Source organism: Micromonospora sp. NPDC004336 (genome assembly GCF_053602615.1).
This window is the reverse complement of sequence record NZ_JBSGDY010000075.1, coordinates 1-18,620: the sequence shown is the minus strand read 5'-3', so window position 1 is coordinate 18,620 and position 18,620 is coordinate 1. Positions and strand designations below refer to the sequence as shown.

The window sequence follows — 18,620 nt, the reverse complement described above, 5'->3', positions numbered from 1 at the left end:
GCGGCGCTGTCGGGCTCAGTCGTCGGCGACGTCAAGCCGTCCCGGGCGCAAGGGCTCGCGGCGCTGTCGGCTTGGGTCGTCCGCGACGTCGGCCGTCCGGGCAGGGGCGCGGCGGGTGGGCGGGTGCCCGGGTTCGCTGTTCCGGCGGGCGGCGGACGGGGGACCGCCTACGGTCGGGGCAGGGCCGCCGAGGGGTGGGGACGGGGCATGGCTGACGAGCACGGGGCGAGGTCGCGGCGCACGCGCGGCCGCCGACCGCCGCCCGCCGGCCCCGACCGGGACCTGCGGGCCGCGCGCGACCCCACCCGTCCCGGCGGGCACAGGGGCCGCCCGGTCGCCGTTCCCGAGGTGACGGACAGCCCCAGCCGGCCGGCCGCCCCGCTCAGCCCGCTGCGGCGGTGGCTGTTCACGCACCGGGTGCAGCCGGTGGGCCCGGAGGCGGTGGAGGGGCAGACCCGCTCGCACGCCTGGTGGCAGGTGATGTGCCTGACGGGGGTGGACTACTTCTCGACCCTGTCCTACCTGCCCGGGATCGCGGCGGTGGCGGCCGGGGCGCTCTCCCCGCTGGCGACCCTGCTGATCGTCGCGCTGACCCTGCTCGGCATGCTGCCGATGTACCGGCGGGTGGCCCGGGAGAGCCCGCACGGGCAGGGCTCGGTGGCGATGCTGGAGCGGCTGCTGCCGTTCTGGCGAGGCAAGATCTTCGTGCTGGTGCTGCTCGGCTTCGTGGCCACCTCCTGGATCATCACGATCACCCTCTCCTCGGCCGACGCCACGGTGCACCTGCTGGAGAACCCGCTGGTCCCCGAGGGCGTCGGCGGCACGGCCGTCGCCGTCGGCGTCACCGTGGTGCTGCTGCTGGTCCTCGGCGGAGTCTTCCTGCTGGGCTTCCGGGAGGCGGTCGCGGTGGCCATTCCGTTGGTCGTCGTCTTCCTGGCGTTGAACGCGGTGATCGTCGCGGTCTCGGTGGCGGAGATCGCGGCGGACCCGGGGGCCCTGGCGGACTGGACCGCCGCGCTGACCGCGGCGGGTGACCCCGGCGAGGTGGCGGTGACCGCCGTACTGGCCTTTCCGCTGCTGGTGCTCGGGCTCTCCGGCTTCGAGACGGGCGTCAGCATGATGCCGCTGGTGGCGGGCGGGGGCGCCGACCGGGAGGCCCGGCTGGCGGCGCGGATCCGCAACACCCGACGGATGCTCGCCACCGCCGCGCTGATCATGTCGGTCTACCTGGTCTCCACGTCGTTCGTCACCACGGCGCTGATCCCCGCCGCCGAGTTCGAGCCGGGCGGGGCCGCCAACGGCCGGGCGCTGGCCTATCTCGCCCACGAGCACGTCGGCGAGGCCTTCGGCACTCTCTACGACGTCAGCAGCGCGCTGATCCTCTGGTTCGCCGGCGCCTCCGCGATGGCCGGTCTGATCAACATCGTGCCCCGCTACCTGCCCACCTACGGGATGGCGCCGGAGTGGGCCCGGGCGGTGCGGCCCGTCGTGATCGTCTACACCCTGGTCAGCGTCGCGATCACCGTGGTGTTCCGGGCCGACGTCAACGCCCAGGCCGGCGCGTACGCCACCGGGATCCTCGCCATGATGGTCTCGGCCGCCGTGGCCGTCACCATCTCCGCGGCCCGCCGCCGGGAGCGCCGCGCCGCCGCCGGCTTCGCGGTGCTCACCCTCGTCCTGCTGTACGCCCTGGCCGAGAACGTGATCACCAAGCCGGACGGCATCACCATCTCGGCGCTGTTCATCCTCGGCATCATCGTCGTCTCGCTCGTCTCCCGGGTCAGCCGGACCACCGAGCTGCGCGCGGAGCGGATCGAGTTCGACGAGCCGGCCCGGCGCTTCGTCGCCGAGTCGCTGGCGCACGACGGCCGGCTGCACCTGATCGCGCACAAGCGGGCGACCGGCGCGGTGAAGGAGTACACGGTCAAGGAACGGGCGCAGCGGAGCATGAACCCGGTCCCCGGCGAGGGCGACATCCTCTTCCTGGAGATCGACGTGGTCGACCCGTCGAAGTTCAGCGACGTGCTGCGGGTGCGCGGCGTGCAGGTCGGTGGGTTCCGGGTGCTGCGGGCCAGCAGCCCGGCCGTGCCCAACGCGATAGCGGCGATCCTGCTGGCGCTGCGCGACGTCACCGGCGTCCGTCCGCACGCCCACTTCGAGTGGTCCGAGGGGAACCCGCTGGGCCACCTGCTGCGCTACCTCATCCTCGGGCGGGGCGACACCCCGCCCGTGGTCCGGGAGATCCTCCGCAAGTCCGAGCCGGACCCGACCCGCCGGCCCGGCATCCACGTCGGCGGTTGACCGGCGACCGTGCCCGTTTGGGGTCGATCGGCCAATCCGAAGATGAACACTACGTTTATTCATCTTCGCCTGACTTGCCCGAGTTTCGCTCGTATCGTGACCTTCGGTGGCGTCGGGATGTCCGCCACCCCGCGCCCGGTTCGGGGCGGCCGGTCATGCACGTGAAAGGCAGGGAGCCTGATGTCGACGTATCGAGGGAACCGGCGAGCGGCGCGAGCCAGGCGACGGTCCCGGTTGTTCTTAGCCGGCGGACTCGTCGCGGGCAGCCTCGTGGCCGGAGTGGCCGGGGTGGCGGGGGTGGCGGGAGCCGCCGCGAACCTGGCCGTCGCGGCGGAGGCGCCGTCGCTGGCGCTGCGCGGCGACGACTCCGGCGCCGGACACCGCGACGACCTCCGTGAGCAGCGCCGCGGCGACCTCGGCGGGTGGGACTCCGACGGCGGGGAAGGCAGGCCGCGCGACGGCCGGACGGAGCGGGGCCCGGAGCCCGGCCGCCGCGGCGAGGTCCCGGTGCCGTGCGACGCGGCGAAGCTCATCGCCGCGCTGGTCCGGGCCAACGCCGAGGGCGGCGCGGACCTGCGGCTCGCCCCGAAGTGCACCTACGAGCTGACGCACGCCTTCCAGCAGCCCGACGACTACGACGGCGGGATCCGGGACGCCCGGGAGACGGCCGACAGCGCGGAGAACCCGGGCGACGCCGAGGCCCCGCCGCGCAACCCGCAGCACGACAAGGCCGGGCTGCCGGTCATCTACCACCCGATCACCATCCGGGGCGAGGGCGCCAGCATCGTCCGGGACGTGCACTCCGAGGCGTTCCGGTTCTTCACCGTCCGCGACGGCGGCGAGCTGACCCTTTCCGACGTGGTGCTGCGCAACGGCCTCTCGGCCGCCGAGGGCGGCAGCATCCACGTCGTGCACGGCGCGTCCGCGGTGGTCGAGCGCACCACCGTCGTCGGCAGCACCTCCCTCTCGGCGGAGGGGGGCGGCGGCGGGATCTTCAACGACGGCAACATGGTCGTCACCGACAGCACGTTCGTCGGCAACCGGGCCGCCGGCAAGGCCGGCAAGGGCGGGGGGCTGCTCAACGGCGGTGTGCTGACCCTGCGCACGTCGAAGTTCCACGACAACAGCGCCGTGGCGTACGGCGGGGGCCTCGGCAACTACCGGGGAGCGGCCGAGGTGCAGAAGAGCACCTTCGCGCACAACAACGCGGCGCAGGGTGGCGGCATCGCCAGCTTCTCCGCCCGCACACGGGTCGCGGACACGAAGGTGCTCGGCAACACCGCCCAGACCGGCGGCGGCATCGCCAACTCGGACGCGTTGATCTTCCTGCGCGGGATGGAGGTGCGCGACAACACCGCCACCGGCAACGGCGGCGGGATCTCGGCCTCCCAGGGGCTGGTTCCGCTCGACGACAGCGTCGTGGCGGGCAACACCGCCCGGGGCTCCGGCGGCGGGATCCACGCGGTGAAGTCGAACGTGCTGGTACGCCGCAGCGAGGTCGACGGGAACCACGCCGTCGGCGCGGCCTCGAAGGGCGGCGGCGTGTTCGCGTCCCTGGGCCAGGTCTCCTTCTACGCCAGCCGGGTGGCCGACAACTCCGCCACGGTGAAGCCGGGCGGTCTCTTCGTCGAGAAGGCGCGGGTCAGGATCGACGACGAGACCGACGTCATCGACAACGAGCCCGCCAACTGCGAGGGCAGCCGGGTGCCGGTGGCCCACTGCTTCCGCTGACAGCCGTCGGGCGCCTCGCGCCCGCGTCCGGGGCGTGTCCGGCCCCGCCCGCCACGATCGTCGTGGGGGCGGGCCGGGCGCGCCCCTTCGCCGCGCCCGTCCCGTGGACGGCCCGCCGCCCCGGGGCCCGCGGCGACGTCCTCGGGCGGGCCGGTGGCGCGTCCCGTCGGCGGCGGCTCAGCCGAGGGCACGCAGCCGGCCGGCGAGGTCGCCGGCGAAGAAGTCGAGGAAGCCGTCGGGGTCGGGGCCGGCGTTCTGCAGCACGATGTGGTCGTAGCCCGCCTCGACGTAGGAACGGACCTTCGCCACGTGCGCCTCCGGGTCCGGACCGACGGAGAACAGGTCGCGGACGTGCCGCTCCTCGACGTACGCGCTGGCGGCGTCGAAGTTCACCGGGTTGGGCAGCTCGCTCATCACCTTCCACCCGGTCACCATCCAGCGGCTGGTCTCCAGCACCGCGCCCACCGCCTGCGCGTCGTCGGGAGCCCAGGCCATCGGCACCTCGGCGTAGCGGGGGCCGTCGCCGCCGGCCTCCCGGTAGTGCGCGACGATCGACTCCTTCGGCTCGGTGACGAACAGGCCGTCGCCGAGTTCCGCGGCCATCGTCGCCGAGGCCCGGCCGCTGGCGGCCACGGCGATCACCGGCGGGGTGTCGGGCAGGTCGAAGACGCGGGCGTCCTCCAGCTGGAGGTGCTTGCCCTCGTACGACCGGTAGCCGCCCTGCCAGAGCAGCCGGATGATCTCCAACGCCTCGCGCAGCCGCTCGTGCCGGCCCCGGACGCTGGGGAAACCCTGCCCGACCACGTGCTCGTTGAGCCGCTCGCCCGCCCCGACGCCGAGGGTGAACCGGCCGTCGGAGATCAGCGCCATCGTCGCCGCGGCCTGCGCGATGATCGCCGGGTGGTACCGCACGGTGGGGCAGGTGACCCCGGTGGCCAGGCCCAGGCTGTCGGTCTTCGCCGCGATCGCCGCCAGCACGCTCCAGGCGAACGACGAGTGCCCCTGCACGTCCAGCCACGGGTGGAAGTGGTCGCTCATCTCGACGAAGTCGAAGCCCGCCTGCTCGGCGCGGACCGCCTGACGGATCATCTCCTGCGGTCCGTACCCCTCCGCGGACAGCTTGTAGCCGATCTTCATCCCGCGCTCCCGTCCCTGCGCCGTGTGGAGCAACGCCGGTTCCCGCCGCCCCGGCCGGCAAACGTGCTCCGGGCCCGCGGCGGCCCGGCCGCCGCCAACTACAGCCCAGCCTCCTAGGATGCGCTACGCGCAGCGACGCGCGCCACGGCGCCGACGGAGGACCCGCACCGACACGGGCGGACGCCCGTCGGTCGGGTGCGGGACGGCTCCCGTGCCGGCCGGTCCGAGCAGAAGAGCGACCCCTCGGCCGGTCGGGAGACCGATCCCTCGGCCGGTCGGGAAACCCGATTCGGCGGTCGCTGCGGCGGTGACCCGGATGAGGGAACGGCGCGGGCTGCGACCCGGATGGGGAGACGGCGCGGACACGGAACGGCCCGCGCCGCAGTGGGCGCGGGCCGGGGGAGGGGCCGTCCTACTCGGACGGCTGGGGCAGTTCGCAGTCGACCTTGGGGTTGGCGCCGATGTAGTTCAGCGGCCCCGCGACGATGGTGACCAGGATGGTGCCGGCCTCGGCGCAGTTGGTGTCGTCGCCGCTGTAGTAGCCGCGCTGGCCGGCGGCGACCGCGCCGATGATCAGCCAGATGACGACGAGGACTCCGAATATCGACGTGCCACGCATCGCTGCCTCCGCAAAGGGTGTGGTGGTTCGAGGTGCCGGAGGTTGTACCCATTCGCGATGAACGGCTAACGGCGTCGCCGATCGCCCGCGTCCGCGCCGTCGACGGGCGGCCCCGGGCCGGCCGGAGGGCCGAGCCGGCTCGCCCGTCCGGCCCCGGTCGGGGCGGTCCGCTATCGGATCGGCGACCGACGGCCCCCCGGGACGGCCCGGTCGGCGTAGAACTGCCTCACGGCACCGCGCAGGAGGACACCATGGACGCCCCGCACCTCTACGTCGACCGATCCGAGGACGTCGCCGCGGCGGCCCGCGCGCTCGCCCGGGGCGCGGTGGTCGCGGTGGCCTTCGGTAACTTCTACGCGGTCGTGACCCGCCCGGACGCGGCCACGGTGCGGCGGGTCAACGTCGCGAAGGGACGCCCCGCCGACCAGGTCGGCAGCATCACCACCGCCTTCCGGCGGATCCCGGCCATGTTCGACTGGTCGCGGGTGCCGCACCGGCTGCCCGAGGGCCGGGTGCGGCAGCTGATGGGAGCCCTCTACGGCGCCGGCCCGTTCGGGTTCCGGGGCCCCGCCGTCGATCGGCTGCCCGCCCACCTGACCCTGCGCGACCGGGGCGTACGCACCACGCAGGTGATCGCGCCGGGGCTGGCGTGCCCGTCGAACGCGTTCTTCGAGCGGGCGGCCGCCGAGATCGGGATGGACCACCTCCACATCACCTCGGCCAACCGGTCGCGACACCGCACCGGCGCCGCCGACGAGCCGGCGCACTGGAAGGCCGCGGGAATCGTCGAGGACTTCGCCCACCTCGACGACCTGGTGGTGCTCGCGCACCGGGACGAGGCGGCGGCCCGGGCGGCGCACCCCGGGCACCTGCCGACCTCGGTGACGCTGCTGTCGTTCCACGCCCCGGCCGGCGAGCCGGAGGAGCCGCCGGTGCTCACCGTCGACCGGCACGGCTCGCTGCACGTCGACGAGGTGCGCCGGGCGGCCGCGCCGCTCGGGCTCCAGGTGCGGCTCGGCCCCACCGCCGGCCGGCGTCTCACGGTCCGGGCGTACGCGGGCGCGCTGGTGTGACCGGCACCGGACCGGGCGGTTGCCCGGCGCGTCCGGCCGGGTGACCGCCCGGCGACAGCGGCTCCTTCCGCCCGCCGTCCGGTCGGTGCGGGTCTGATCCGCGCTCCGGGGCCGGCCCGTCGACACGGCGGGCCGGCCCCGTTCGCGCGCGGGTGCCCCGGTACGCGAACAAAGATGGCCCCTGGATGCCGCGCCGCCCGGTGTCGCGGCGCCCGTTGTGGCAGGCACCGCGACACCGGGCGGCGTCGGGTCGGTCCTCGTGGTGCCGTACCCGAAAGGAACGGGAGGCACCAGCCGGGTGCGCGCTGTCGCGGCGGCCCGGCGTCAGGCGTCGGCGGCGGGCAGCGCGGCGGCGGCCTCCTGGGGGGCGCCGGCGAGCACCTTCGCCTGCTGCGGCCAGGTCGCCAGGCTCGGCGCGGCACGCAGCCCGGCGCCCCGGATGGTCTCCCGCAGGGCGGCCTCGTCGAGTTCCGCGAGCTGCCGGTACGTCCGGATGCCGGCCGCCTGCAGCGCCGCCGCCATCTTCGGGCCGACGCCCTGGATCCGGCGGAAGTCGTCGGCGGCGTCGGCGTCGGGGTCGGTCCGCGCGGGCGGGGCGCTGTCCGCGCTGCGCTGCGTCGGCACCGCCACGGGCGCGGCGGGCTCGTCCGCCGGCCCCGCCGGCTCCGGCTCCACCGTCGTGGTGGCCGGGACGGGCGCCGGCTGCTCCGGGGTGGCGGGCTCGGGCTCCGCCGGGGTGGCGGGCGCGACGGGCTCGGGCTCGGTCTCGGTGGCGGGCGCGACGGGCTCGGGTTCCGCCGGGGTGCGCTCGGGCTGGGTGGGCTCCGGCTCGTCGGCCGGGACGGGCTGCGGCTCGGTGGCCTGGGTGGGCTGCGGCTCGTCGGCCGGGGCGGGCTGGGGCTCGGTGGCGGTGGTCGGCGCCTCGGCCGGGCGAGTGTCGACGGGGCCGGTCACCTCGGCGGCGGCCGGCAGGACGACCTCGGCGTCCGGGCGGTGCTCCGCGAGGGTGTCGAGCGGCGCGGCGGTGGCCACGCGGTCGGTGTCGGGCGCCGGCACCGGGTCGCCGGTCAGCGCCATGTCGGCCGGGTCGACCTCGCCGGCCCGCTCGGAGTCGGCGGCGACGACCGCGACCGGGGCGTCGGTGGCCAGGTTGCCGGCGGCTGGGGCGTCGGTGGTCGGGACGCGGTCGGCGACGGTGTCGGGCGCGGGGTCCACGACGACCTCGGGGCGCGCCTCGTCGGTGGTGGCGACGGGCGGCGGGTCGACCACCACGGCGGTCGTGCCCGCGACCGGGTCACCCTCCACCGTGGGCGCGCCGTGCCCGGCGCCCGCGTCCTGCCGACCGCGCCAGAACCATCCCCCGGCCAGACCCACCAGCAGGGCCACGATCAGTATCAGCCAGTGCCCGAAAGACCACGCCACGGCAAACCTCCCTCTCGTTCCACGTCGAAACTCGGAGAAAAACTCGCCGCAGCTTCGCACACGCTCCGTACGGGCGACAGGCAGGATCGACCGGTGACGGCGCGGGTGGGACGGGTTGCACCGGCGGTGTCCGGCGGGCGACGGACCGTCGTCGGTGGAGGCCGGTGTCGCGGAGGTGGCAGAGCCCGCCGGCCGGTGGCGGCGGGCGGGACGGGGCATGGGGAGGTCGGGCGGGGCCGGAGTGGTCAGTCCTCCTCGCCCCGGTAGGTGTAGAAGTCGTTGACGAACTTGCGGGCCAGGCGGGGCACGCGGCTGGTGACGCCGAAGTAGCCGCGCGCGCCCAGCAACGCGAGTCGGCCGACGACGGGCTTGTACATCCGGTCGTCGCCGTTGGTGCCGCTGCGGTTGAGCGAGTCGGCGACCCGGGCGAAGCCGTACGGCACCATCGCGGCCTCGTAGTCGGCGACCGCCTGGAGCAGCGTCTTGTCGCCGGCCGTGGCCAGCCGCAGTTGCCGGCAGAGCAGGGCGGCGTCGCGCAGGGCGGTGTTGGCGCCCACCCCGCGGCCCGGGGTCATGGTGTGGATGGCGTCGCCGAGCAGGGTGACGGTGCTGCTCTTCCACGGCGGCACGGGCTCGCTGGTGGCCACCCGGATGGGCAGGGCGCTGCCGGGGTCGGCGCGGGCGAGCAACTCGCGCAGGTGGGGGTGCCAGTTGTGGGTGAGCCGCAGGGCGAGCAGGATCAGGTCCTCGCCGCGGCGCTGCATGACGTCGGTGGGGAAGCGTCGGGCGGTGCTCCAGATGACGAGGTTGATGTTGTCGCGGGTGGGGTCGTGGCGCAGCCCGGGCCAGTCGCGCAGCAGGGCGGCGTCGGCGGGGTCGACGCCGGGTTTCAGCGTGCCGTCGCCGTCCCACTTGAACTCCATCACGTGCAGCACGCCCATCACGCCGCCGGTGCCGAAGATGAGGGAGATGCCCTGCTCGACGCGTTCGGGCAGCAGGCTGCGGGTGTGCGGGGTCAGCGGGATGCGGGTGGCGATGTTGACGGTGCCGGCGTCGCGGGTGACGGCGTGCGGCAGGTACTGGCGGCGTACGGCGGAGTGGGTGCCGTCGGCGGCGACGAGCAGGTCCCCGGTGGCGGTGCTGCCGTCGGCGAAGTGCGCGGTCACGGTGCCGTCGTCGCGTTGGTCGTACCGGGTGAAGGTCTTGTCGAAGTGGACCACGTCCTCCATGCCGGTGAGCAGGACCTGGCGCAGGGTCATCCGGGCCACGGACCGTTCGGTGTCGACCGGGTCGGTGTCGGGCCGCAGGGTGAACGAGGCGGTGCGGCGCATCCGTTGGGTGATGACGTTGAAGTAGCGGGGCGAGCGGGCGCAGGTGGCGAGGTAGGTGTCGAACAGCAGCGGTGGCAGGCACTCGCGCAGGGCGCGGCTGCCGGTGGGGCCGATGCCGACGCGGTAGCCGAGCAGTCCCTCGCCCCGGCTGCGGTACCGCTCGTAGACGGCGACGCTGATGCCGGCCCGGCGCAGGCCCTGGGCGAGGCAGAGGCCGCCGGTGCCGGCCCCGACGATCAGGACGTGGGGTGGTCTGGGGGACATGGCGACCTCCCTCGCTCAGCCGGCCGCGTGTGACGACGGCGCGTCGGCGGCGTCCCAGCGGTAGAAGCAGCCGGCGATCGCGTCGCGGGGCGAGCGCCAGGTCGGCAGGTACGGGGAGGTGTGCGCGGAGAGGCGCTCGTTGACCTGGCGGTAGAGCGGGTGGTTGCGGGCGCCGGCCAGGGCGTCCGGGTCCACGTCGGCGGTCTCCATCAGGTGTACGCACAGGTCGTGCAGGCAGTACAGGGACCGGTGCCGGACGCCGGTGAGGCCGGGCAGTTCGGTGGCGTCGGACTCGGCGAAGATCTGTGCCACCCGTCCCTCCGCGCCCGGGATGATCCTGCTGACGATCAGTAGACGGCTCATGGGACCCCTCTCGCCGGTGGTGCTCCGCGAGCACTGCGGAGGCCACGGACTGTTGTGCGGCCCACCCTGCCGGGGCGGCTGTCACCTGCCCGTCACGTGCGGGGTCGCGTCGGTGACGCCGGCGGGGCGGGGGCGGGTCTCGTCGCGCGGCGCGGCGGGGTGGGGGTCGGCCGGCCGCGGCTGCCCGAAACAGGATGAGGTTCGGTCGGAACCTCGCGTGCGCCTCCGGTGAACAAGGGTGGGGCGGCAAGTTTGCCGCCCCGCCCCGCCGGCTGCGGCTTCCGCCGCCCCGGTCGGGAGTCGACGCCGACTCGAGGAGAGTTTTGTGAGAAGACGTGCGCGACACGGCACCCTGGTGAGAGGGCTCGCCGGCGTGGTCGCGGCGGTGGTCGCGGCTGGTGTCGCCCTGGGACAGGCCGACGCCGGATCGGGGGCGACGCCGGCGGCGGCCCAGGTCGCCGACCGGGGTCCGGGCAAGTGGGTGACCCTGATCACCGGCGACCGGGTCCTGGTACGGGACGTCGGCGGCCGGACCCGGGTGCTGGTCGAGCCGGCGCCTCGGCCGGGTCTCACCCAGTTCCAGGAGTTCACCCGGCGCGGCGACCGGTACGTCCTGCCCCATGACGCGGCCGGGCTGGTGCGGGACGGGGTGCTGGACCGGGAGTTGTTCAACGTCACCGGGTTGATCCGCCAGGGCTACGACGATGCCAGTGTGTCCGCTGTCCCGCTGCTGGTGCAGTACGCGGACAACACCCGGGCCGTGCGGCCCGCTCCGCCGGCCGGCGCGGTGGTGCGGCGGTCGCTGCCGGGTACGACGATGGCGGCGCTCGACGCGAAGAAGAGCACCGCGGGGCGGTTCTGGGGTGGGGTGCGCTCGACCGGGCGCGGGTTCGCCGGGGGCATCCGGCGGGTGTGGCTCAACGGCAGGGTCCGGGCGAACCTGGAGCAGAGTGTGCCGAAGATCGGCGCTCCGGTCGCCTGGGGGCGTGGCCACACGGGGGCCGGGGTGACCGTGGCGGTGCTGGACAGCGGCATCGACCTGGACCACCCGGACTTCGCCGGGAAGGTCGCCACGTCGAGGGACTTCTCCGGCAAGGGCACTGTGGAGGACGGTCACGGTCACGGCACCCACGTGGCGTCGATCGTGGCCGGCTCGGGTGCCGCCGCCGACGGCAGGTACCGGGGGGTGGCGCCCGGCGCGACGCTCGCGGTCGGGAAGGTGCTCGACGACTCCGGGTCGGGGACGTTCGACACCGTCCTCGCCGGGATGCGGTGGGCGGCGGTGGAGGCCCGCGCCCGGGTGGTGAACATGAGCCTGGGGACGTTGCCCACGGATGGCTCCGACCCCATGTCCGTGGCGCTCAACGAGCTGACCCGCGACTACGGCACGCTGTTCGTGGTCGCCGCCGGCAACGACGGCGGCGACGAGAGGGTGTCCACCCCGGCGGCGGCGGACGCCGCGCTGGCGGTGGGCAGCGTGAGCGTCGATGACGAGCTGAGCCCGTTCTCCAGCCGTGGTCCGCGCTACGGGGACGGGGCGGCGAAGCCGGATCTGGCGGCGCCCGGTGCGGACATCGTGGCGGCCCGGCCGGCGGGCGTCGAACCGCTCGGCGAGGCGGTGGGCGACGCGTACCAGCGGATGAGTGGGACGTCGATGGCCGCGCCCCACGTGGCGGGTTCGGCCGCGTTGCTGGCGCAGCAGCATCCCGACTGGAAGGCGACCGACCTGAAGGCCGCGTTGATGAGCACGGCGGCCGAGGTTCCCGGCGCCGGCCCGTACGCGGTCGGCACGGGCCGGGTGGACGTGGCGCGGGCCACCGGCCAGGCCGTCACCGCGACCGGCAGCACGTCGACGTTGCTGAGCTGGCCGAACCAGGGTGTGTCCGAGCGGCGGAACATCACCTGGCGCAACCACGGGGACGTTCCGGTGACGCTGGCCCTGTCGGCGGCGTTGACCGGGCGGGACGGGCAGCCGGCCCCGGCGGGGCTGGTCAGGTTCTCGGCGCAGACCGTGACCGTGCCGGCCGGCGGGGCCGTGACGGTGGAGGCCACGGTTACCGCGCAGGACGGCGCCCCGGGCCGTTACAGCGGCCTGCTCACCGGTCGCAGCGCGGACGGAACGGTGGTCACGCGTACCGCGCTGTCGGTGTACCAGGAGGAGGAGAAGTACGACCTGACCGTCGATCTCGTGGCCCGCGACGGTGCCCCGGCCCCGTCGGTCGACTATCCCAACATTCTGATCATCGACCTGGACGACCCGTTGAACGCCTTCCAGCCGAAGCCCGGGGAGCGGGTGCGGCTGCCGCGCGGCCGTTACTCGGTCGGCGGCACGATCGAGACGCGCCAGGCCGGCCGGGAGCCGTCGTACACGTTGATCACCCATCCCGAGCTGGTCGTCGATCGCGACGTGGTCCAGACCCTGGATGCCAGGGCCGGCAAGCCGGTTTCGATCACGACCGACTCGCCGACCGCCCGAGGCGGTGCGCAGGCGTATGTCGCCATCAGCGCCGTCAGCGGCTGCGGCGGCTGCACCTGGAGCAATTCCAGCCAGGTGGACCCGCGGTTCCACGAGCTGTACGCGGCGACGGTGCCCGGCACCAGTTCGCCCACCTTCAGCTCCGGGCTGGCTCGCCAGGCGCATGAGCCCGTCGTGGAGCTGTGGGCCGACGGCGACGTGCCGTTCGAGGTGCCGGTTGACTGGTTGCCCGGCTCACCGCAGCCGCCGGCGCAGGCCGCGCTACCCACGGTGCACGGCGGGAGTGGCACGGCGGAGGACCTGGCGAAGATCGACGGTCGCGGCAAGCTGGTGCTGGTCGAGATTCCCGGCGGCACCACCATGGCCGAGGTCCTCGATCGGACGGCCGGCATCCAGGCGACCGGAGCGAAGGCGGCGCTGGTCGTGCCGACGGGCGCGCTGACGGACGGCAAGCCGGGGGAGCCGGTGGCGGCGCTGCCGACGATGTTCGGCACGGGCCCGACGGTGCAGCGGTTCGCCGCGTCGGCGAGAGCCGGCGGGGCCACGGTGTCGTACACGAGCCGCCCGTTCCCGGGGCAGCGCTACGAGCTGGCGTACCGGGTGCCGGAGAAGCTGGACACGGCTCAGCTGCGCCGGGCACGGACCGCGGATCTGGTCGCGGTGCGCAGCGCGTACCACGACACCGCGGTCGGGTCCGAGCACCGCGTCGCGGCGTACGAGAGTTCCGGCGCGAGCGTCGGGATCGGCCGCTTCCTGCCGGTGCGGCCCGGGCAGGAACGCGTGGAGTACTTCACCCCCGGCACCTGGGAACTCTTCTGGTCGGTCCGCGACACGCGCGCGTCGGAGGTGCGGGTCCTGACGGCCGGGAAGTCGGATCGGGTGGTGTGGAACAAGGCGGTCGCCGGGCCGACGTTCCGCGGCCCGGGCGGGCAGGTTCCGCGGCCGTTGGCGTGGCGGTCGGACAACGCGTTCGACGTGACGCTGCCCATGTACGGCGATTCGGCCGGCCGCCCGCGAATGCCGGAGCCGGGTTTCGACAGCGGCTCGGTCAGCCTGTACCGGAACGGGCAGCTGGTGGACACCAGTCCCGAGCCGGGTTACGGACGCTTCGACGTGCCCGAGTCGGCGGGCGCGTACCGGCTGACGGCCGAGGTCCGGCGGTCGGCCGACTGGTGGCCGTTGTGGACGAGGGTGGCCGCGTCGTGGACGTTCGGGTCTTCGGCCGTCGACGACGGCAAGCCGTTGCCGCTGCTCGCCGCGCGGCTCGACCCCGCCGTCGACCTGCGCAACCGTGCCCCGGGCGGCGCGTTCAGCCTCCCGGTCCACGTGACCCGGCAGGGCGCCGACGAGGTGCGGATCAGGTCGCTCACCGTGGACGTGTCCTACGACGACGGCGGCACGTGGCGGCCGGCCACCGTCACGGCGGCCGGCGACCACTGGAACGTCGGCGTCACGCATCCCGCCCGCGGATACGCGTCACTGCGGGTCAGGGCGACCGACGCGGCCGGCAACACCGTCGAGCAGACCGTGGTGCGCGCGTACGCGATCGGCCGGGAGGTTGGGTAGGCCGTGCGCAACGCAGCGGGAACCAACCTGGAGACGGAACGGAGGGCTGCCCCGGTGACCGTGCCCCTGAGGGACAGCCCGGACGCGGATCTGATGACGGGCCCGCCGGAGCGGTTCGGCGAACTGTTCGAGCGGTACTCGGACCAGCTGTACGACTACTGTGCCCGCCGCGTCGGCCGGCAGCTGGCCGAGGACCTCGTCGCCGACACGTTCGCGACGGCGTTCGCCCACCGCGACCGGTACGACGTCACCGTCCCGAACGCACGACCGTGGCTGTTCGGCATCCTCGCCAATCTGCTGCACAAGCACCGTCGCGCCGAGGCCAGGGGCTGGCGGGCGCTCGCCCGCGCGGGCCGGGACCCGCTCGACGGGGCGCGGCCGCTCGACGAGTCGTTCACCGACGAGGTCGGCGACCGGCTCGACGCGCGGGCGGCCACCCGGTCGCTGGCGAAGGCGCTGGCCGCCATGCCGCACGAACAGCGGGAGGTGCTCCTGCTGCACGTGTGGGCGTGCCTGGACTACCCCGATCTCGCCCTCGCGCTGGCCCTGCCGCCCGGCACGGTCCGGTCCAGGCTGCACCGGGCCAAGGCCAAGCTCCGGCGGGCGCTGCCCAGCCACTACGCCCCCTCCACCTGACCATCCAACCGTTGTCTGAGGTTCGGGAGAACGAACTGCCATGGACGAACCAATGAACCGATACACGCCGGCCGACCCCGACGACCCGGGGCTGCGGATGCTCGCCCGGCTCCGGGCGGACCTCACCGGGGCGCCCGCCGACGCGAAGGACCGCATGCGGCACGCCGTACTCCACCGGACGCTGCACGGTGGCGCCGCCGGGCGGCCCGGCCCGACCACCCGGTGGCGTCGGCTCACGGTGGGCGCCACGGCGGCGCTGGCACTGACCGGTCTCGTCGGCGGCGCCGCCGTGGCGACCGGCCTGCTCGACCGGGGAGACCCGTCTCCGGCGACGACGTCGCCGGGCACCGCCCTGGCCGAGCCGGCCGTCACGTTGGAACTCGTCGCCCGACAGGCCGCCCTCGCCCCGGCCGTCCCCATCCGTGCGGGGCAGTACGTCTACGTGCGGACCGAGTCGAGCGACATCGGGACGTACGACGGGGGGCCGTGGGGCGACGAGACGGTGCGGCTGCGGGTCGAGGGGTGGGACGAGCTGTGGCTGGATCCGCAGGGCATGTTCCCGGTGCGGACGCGGGGGGAGGACAGCCGCGTCCGGCCGCTCACCGCGCGGGACCGGGCGGTCGCCGAGCGGGCGGGGCTGCTCAAGACCCAGCCGCAGCGGTACGACCGGCGCAACGACAGCTACCCCGCCCAGAAGGCGGAGCTGGCGGCGAAGGGGCCCGACCTCGCCGGGCGGCGATCGACTCCCGAGTCGCTCGCCGGGCTGCCGACCGAACCCGGCGAGCTGCTGGTCGTGCTGCGCTCGGCGGCCGCCGAGCGGGCCGGCCGGTCCGCGGCCACCGGGCCTGAGGCGGACGCCCACACCTTCGCGCTGGTCGCCGACCTGTTCCAGACGTACGACCCGATCATCTCGCCCGAGCTCAGGGCCGCGCTCTACCGGGCCGTCGCCAAGCTGCCCGGCATCGAACTCGTGCGGGGCGGGGTGAAGCTCGGCGGGCACACCGGAATCGCCTTCACCTGTTCCGTGGCGGGCAAGGAGCGCAAGGAGATCGTCCTCGACCCCGCCAGCTATCGATTCGTCGGCGTCCGATCCAACGCCGGGGGCGTCGACGAGTCGTGGACCGTCGTCACCGACACCCGCGTCGTCGACGCGGTCGGCCGGACCTGACTGCCTGCCGGACCCGACGACGGTCCGGGTCGGCTGCCGGCGGTCGCCCGCGCCGCCACTGACGAGGCCCTCGCCGGTTCTTCCGGCGGGGGCCTCCCGTCTTCTCCGGCGGGGGCCTCCCGTCGCCGCACCGCCCGGCCCGCCGCCGCCACGGGGCGTCGGGTCAGCGGGCGCGGGGGGCGACCCGGGCGGACGGCAGCCGGCGCGGCCCGGTCCGGGCGTCGCGGGTGGCCTGCCGGATCGGCGCGAGGGTGTCGTCGAGCAGGGCGGTCATGGCCGCGGAGGGCTCCAGCCGCAGTTCCCGCAGGAGCAGGTCGCGGTAGACGTAGAAGGCGTGCACGGCCTCGAAGGCGTTGCCCTCGGCGAGGTGGATGCGCACCACCAGCCGGTGCGGGGTCTCGCGCAGCGGCTCGGCGGCCATGGCCTCCAGCGCGGCCTCCAGGGCCTCGCCGTGCCGGCCCGCCGCCAGGTGCCGGCCGGCCAGGTCCTCCAGCATGTGCAGGCGCAGCTGGCGCAGCCGTTCCCGGTCGGCCAGGACCCAGTCGTCGTACCAGCCGGGGAGCAGGTCGTGGCGGCCGGCGGCGAGCGCGGCGGCGGCACACGGGTCGTCGCCCTCGCGCACCCGCGCCGCCGTGCCGACCAGGGCGTCGACGTCGACCCGGACGACGGGACCGAGGCGTACGGTGTCGCCGGCGGTGGTGAGCGGGCAGCAGGGGTCCTGGCGCAGCCGCCACAGCGCGGTGCGCAGCGACGACAGGGCGCGGTCCTCGGGCGCGTCGGGCCACAGCAGGCCCGCCAGGTGGCTGCGGGTGGCGCCGGGGCGCAGCCCGATCAGGGCGATGACGCGTTGCAGGCCGCGCGGCACCACGACCGGGACGTCGCCGTGCAGCAGCCGGAATCCGCCGAGCAGGTGCAGCGAGATGTCCGTGCCGGGGCGGTGCCCGGTGGTCGGCGTCGACGGATCAGCGGCCACGCGGCACCCCCTGCGGAACGCTCGTCCCGACTTGTCTGCTGTCCCGGTGCGGCCGCCCTCGACCCCGCTGTCACGGTTGCCGTCGCTGCGCCCCGGCACGGCGTCGTCCGCCGCGGCCGCCGGGTTGACCGCCACGAAGATTATCAATAGCGGTCACTCTCGGTCAATGTGTGCTGAGGGTCATGCTTCCGACTGAGGCGGCCACGAAAACCCTTCTGAACTGCGGATTGTCCGCTGTGGTGATCCGCTGGGCACAGTGGATGCACAGGTTGCGTCAACGCAGCGTCACGAGGTGACGTCGCCGGGCGGTCGGTCGTGGTGACGCCGCCGTGACGGCGGCGACCGCATCGTGTCGCCAGTCGTCCGGCTCGGCCGGCGCCGTCGTCACCGACGCCGGATGCCGTGGAGGGAGGCCCGTCCATGGACCGTTCGCTGATCGTGGCGAAGGTGGTGCCGAGCGCCGAGGCGCGCGTCGCCGAGATCTTCGCCGAGTCCGACGCGACCGAGTTGCCGCACCTGGTCGGGGTGCGGCACCGGTCGCTGTACCGGCTGGGTGACCTCTACGTGCACCTGCTGGAGACGGAGGCGCAGGCCGAGGCGGCGGTGGAGGCGGCCCGGGGGCATCCGGAGTTCGCGCGGGTCAGCGCCCGGCTGCGGCCGTACGTGTCGCCGTACCTGCCGACGTGGCGGGAGCCGCGCGACGCGATGGCCCGGTGCTTCTACCGGTTCGACGCCGCACCCGCCGGGCAGCCGTCGTGACCGCCACCGCGCCCCGGGAGGGGCAGCTCTGGTCCCGCTGCGGCGGCTGCGCCACGCTGCTGTACCGCAAGCGGCTGCGCCGCAACCTCGACGTCTGCCCGGAGTGCGGGGCGCACGCCCGCCTCGATGCCCCGGAACGGCTGTTCCAGCTCGTCGACGCGGGGTCGTTCGCGGCGCTGCCGGACCCGCCGGCGGTGCTCGACCCGATCGACTTCGTCGACCTGGTGCCGTACCCGCACCGGCTCACCGCCGCCCGGGCCGGCACCGGGCTGGCCGAGGCGGTCCTGTGCGGCACGGCCACCATCGGCCGGCACCCGTGCGCGCTGGCGGTGATGGACTTCCGGTTCCTCGGCGGCAGCCTCGGCTGCGCGGTCGGTGAGCTGATCACCCGGACCGCCGAGCGGGCCCTGGAGGACGGGGTCCCGCTGGTCCTGGTGACCGCCTCCGGCGGCGCGCGGATGCAGGAGGGCGCCCTGTCGCTGATGCAGATGGCGACGGTCAGCCAGGCGATCGCCGGCCTGCGGGAGGCGGGACTGCTGACCGTCAGCGTGCTGACCGACCCGACGTACGGGGGAGTGGCGGCCTCGTTCGCCACGAACACCGACGTGGTGCTCGCCGAGAGCGGCGCGCGGATGGGCTTCGCCGGTCCCCGGGTGATCCGGCAGGTCACCGGCCGGGCGCTGCCGGAGGGCTTCCAGACGGCCGAGTTCCTGCTGCGGCACGGGCAGGTCGACATGGTGGTGCCCCGACACGCCCTGCGGGGGCGGCTGGCGGCGCTGCTCGCCGCCGCGCGCGCGGGGC

13 protein-coding genes and 1 pseudogene are annotated in these 18,620 nt (G+C 74.8%); 8 read left to right on the top strand and 6 right to left on the bottom strand.

Going from position 1 to position 18,620, the window contains the following annotated elements; genetic code table 11:
- The first annotated feature begins 207 nt into the window (after positions 1–207).
- Both ACWENR_RS17230 and ACWENR_RS17225 read left to right on the top strand, forming a co-directional pair.
- The gene (locus ACWENR_RS17230) at positions 208–2,301 is read left to right on the top strand and encodes an amino acid transporter (protein ID WP_452277979.1); all 2,094 of its coding nucleotides are present in this window, start codon (positions 208–210) and stop codon (positions 2,299–2,301) included.
- A gap of 180 nt (positions 2,302–2,481) precedes the next feature.
- The gene (locus ACWENR_RS17225; protein ID WP_452277978.1) at positions 2,482–4,032 is read left to right on the top strand and encodes a hypothetical protein; all 1,551 of its coding nucleotides are present in this window, start codon (positions 2,482–2,484) and stop codon (positions 4,030–4,032) included.
- 177 nt (positions 4,033–4,209) lie between these two features.
- On the opposite strand, the gene ACWENR_RS17220 is transcribed toward ACWENR_RS17225, so the two are convergent.
- Both ACWENR_RS17220 and ACWENR_RS17215 read right to left on the bottom strand, forming a co-directional pair.
- A complete protein-coding gene (locus tag ACWENR_RS17220; protein WP_452277977.1) occupies positions 4,210–5,169 on the bottom strand; it encodes a TIGR03557 family F420-dependent LLM class oxidoreductase in 960 nt (319 codons plus the stop codon).
- 412 nt (positions 5,170–5,581) lie between these two features.
- Positions 5,582–5,788 carry a hypothetical protein gene (locus ACWENR_RS17215; RefSeq protein ID WP_091095227.1) on the bottom strand — a complete coding sequence of 69 codons (207 nt, stop codon included), beginning with the start codon at positions 5,786–5,788 and terminating at the stop codon, positions 5,582–5,584.
- A gap of 251 nt (positions 5,789–6,039) precedes the next feature.
- Between ACWENR_RS17215 and ACWENR_RS17210 the strand changes: the two genes are divergently transcribed.
- On the top strand, positions 6,040–6,861 hold the full coding sequence (locus ACWENR_RS17210) for a hypothetical protein (RefSeq protein WP_452277976.1): 822 nt from the start codon (positions 6,040–6,042) through the stop codon (positions 6,859–6,861).
- 324 nt (positions 6,862–7,185) lie between these two features.
- Here the strand turns inward: ACWENR_RS17210 and ACWENR_RS17205 are convergent.
- The 3 genes and pseudogenes from ACWENR_RS17205 to ACWENR_RS17195 form a co-directional block, all read right to left on the bottom strand.
- Positions 7,186–7,668: pseudogene (locus ACWENR_RS17205) on the bottom strand (helix-hairpin-helix domain-containing protein); the annotation flags it as partial.
- Positions 7,669–8,528: 860 nt separating this feature from the next.
- Positions 8,529–9,878 (bottom strand): FAD-dependent oxidoreductase, encoded by a 1,350-nt coding sequence (locus tag ACWENR_RS17200; RefSeq protein WP_452277975.1) that lies wholly within the window; start codon positions 9,876–9,878, stop codon positions 8,529–8,531.
- A 15-nt stretch (positions 9,879–9,893) separates the two neighbouring features.
- On the bottom strand, positions 9,894–10,241 hold the full coding sequence (locus ACWENR_RS17195; protein ID WP_452277974.1) for a TcmI family type II polyketide cyclase: 348 nt from the start codon (positions 10,239–10,241) through the stop codon (positions 9,894–9,896).
- A 325-nt stretch (positions 10,242–10,566) separates the two neighbouring features.
- Between ACWENR_RS17195 and ACWENR_RS17190 the strand changes: the two genes are divergently transcribed.
- From ACWENR_RS17190 to ACWENR_RS17180, 3 genes are read left to right on the top strand one after another with little or no spacing between them, the layout of a single operon-like run.
- Entirely contained in the window at positions 10,567–14,283 is a 3,717-nt protein-coding gene (locus tag ACWENR_RS17190; protein WP_452277973.1) for a S8 family serine peptidase, read from the top strand.
- 54 nt (positions 14,284–14,337) lie between these two features.
- Entirely contained in the window at positions 14,338–14,919 is a 582-nt protein-coding gene (locus ACWENR_RS17185; RefSeq protein ID WP_452277972.1) for an RNA polymerase sigma factor, read from the top strand.
- A gap of 40 nt (positions 14,920–14,959) precedes the next feature.
- On the top strand, positions 14,960–16,087 hold the full coding sequence (locus ACWENR_RS17180) for a CU044_5270 family protein (protein ID WP_452277971.1): 1,128 nt from the start codon (positions 14,960–14,962) through the stop codon (positions 16,085–16,087).
- Positions 16,088–16,250: 163 nt separating this feature from the next.
- Here the strand turns inward: ACWENR_RS17180 and ACWENR_RS17175 are convergent, their stop codons facing one another.
- Complete coding sequence (locus tag ACWENR_RS17175; protein ID WP_452277970.1) at positions 16,251–17,060, bottom strand: AfsR/SARP family transcriptional regulator; 810 nt, start codon at positions 17,058–17,060, stop codon at positions 16,251–16,253.
- Between the two features lie 420 nt (positions 17,061–17,480).
- Between ACWENR_RS17175 and ACWENR_RS17170 the strand changes: the two genes are divergently transcribed.
- Both ACWENR_RS17170 and ACWENR_RS17165 read left to right on the top strand, forming a co-directional pair.
- Entirely contained in the window at positions 17,481–17,819 is a 339-nt protein-coding gene (locus ACWENR_RS17170) for a TcmI family type II polyketide cyclase (RefSeq protein WP_452277969.1), read from the top strand.
- Positions 17,816–18,620, top strand: an 805-nt coding sequence (locus tag ACWENR_RS17165) for an acetyl-CoA carboxylase carboxyltransferase subunit beta (protein WP_452277968.1), incomplete at its 3' end; no start/stop codon positions are given. The genes ACWENR_RS17170 and ACWENR_RS17165, both read left to right, overlap by 4 nt.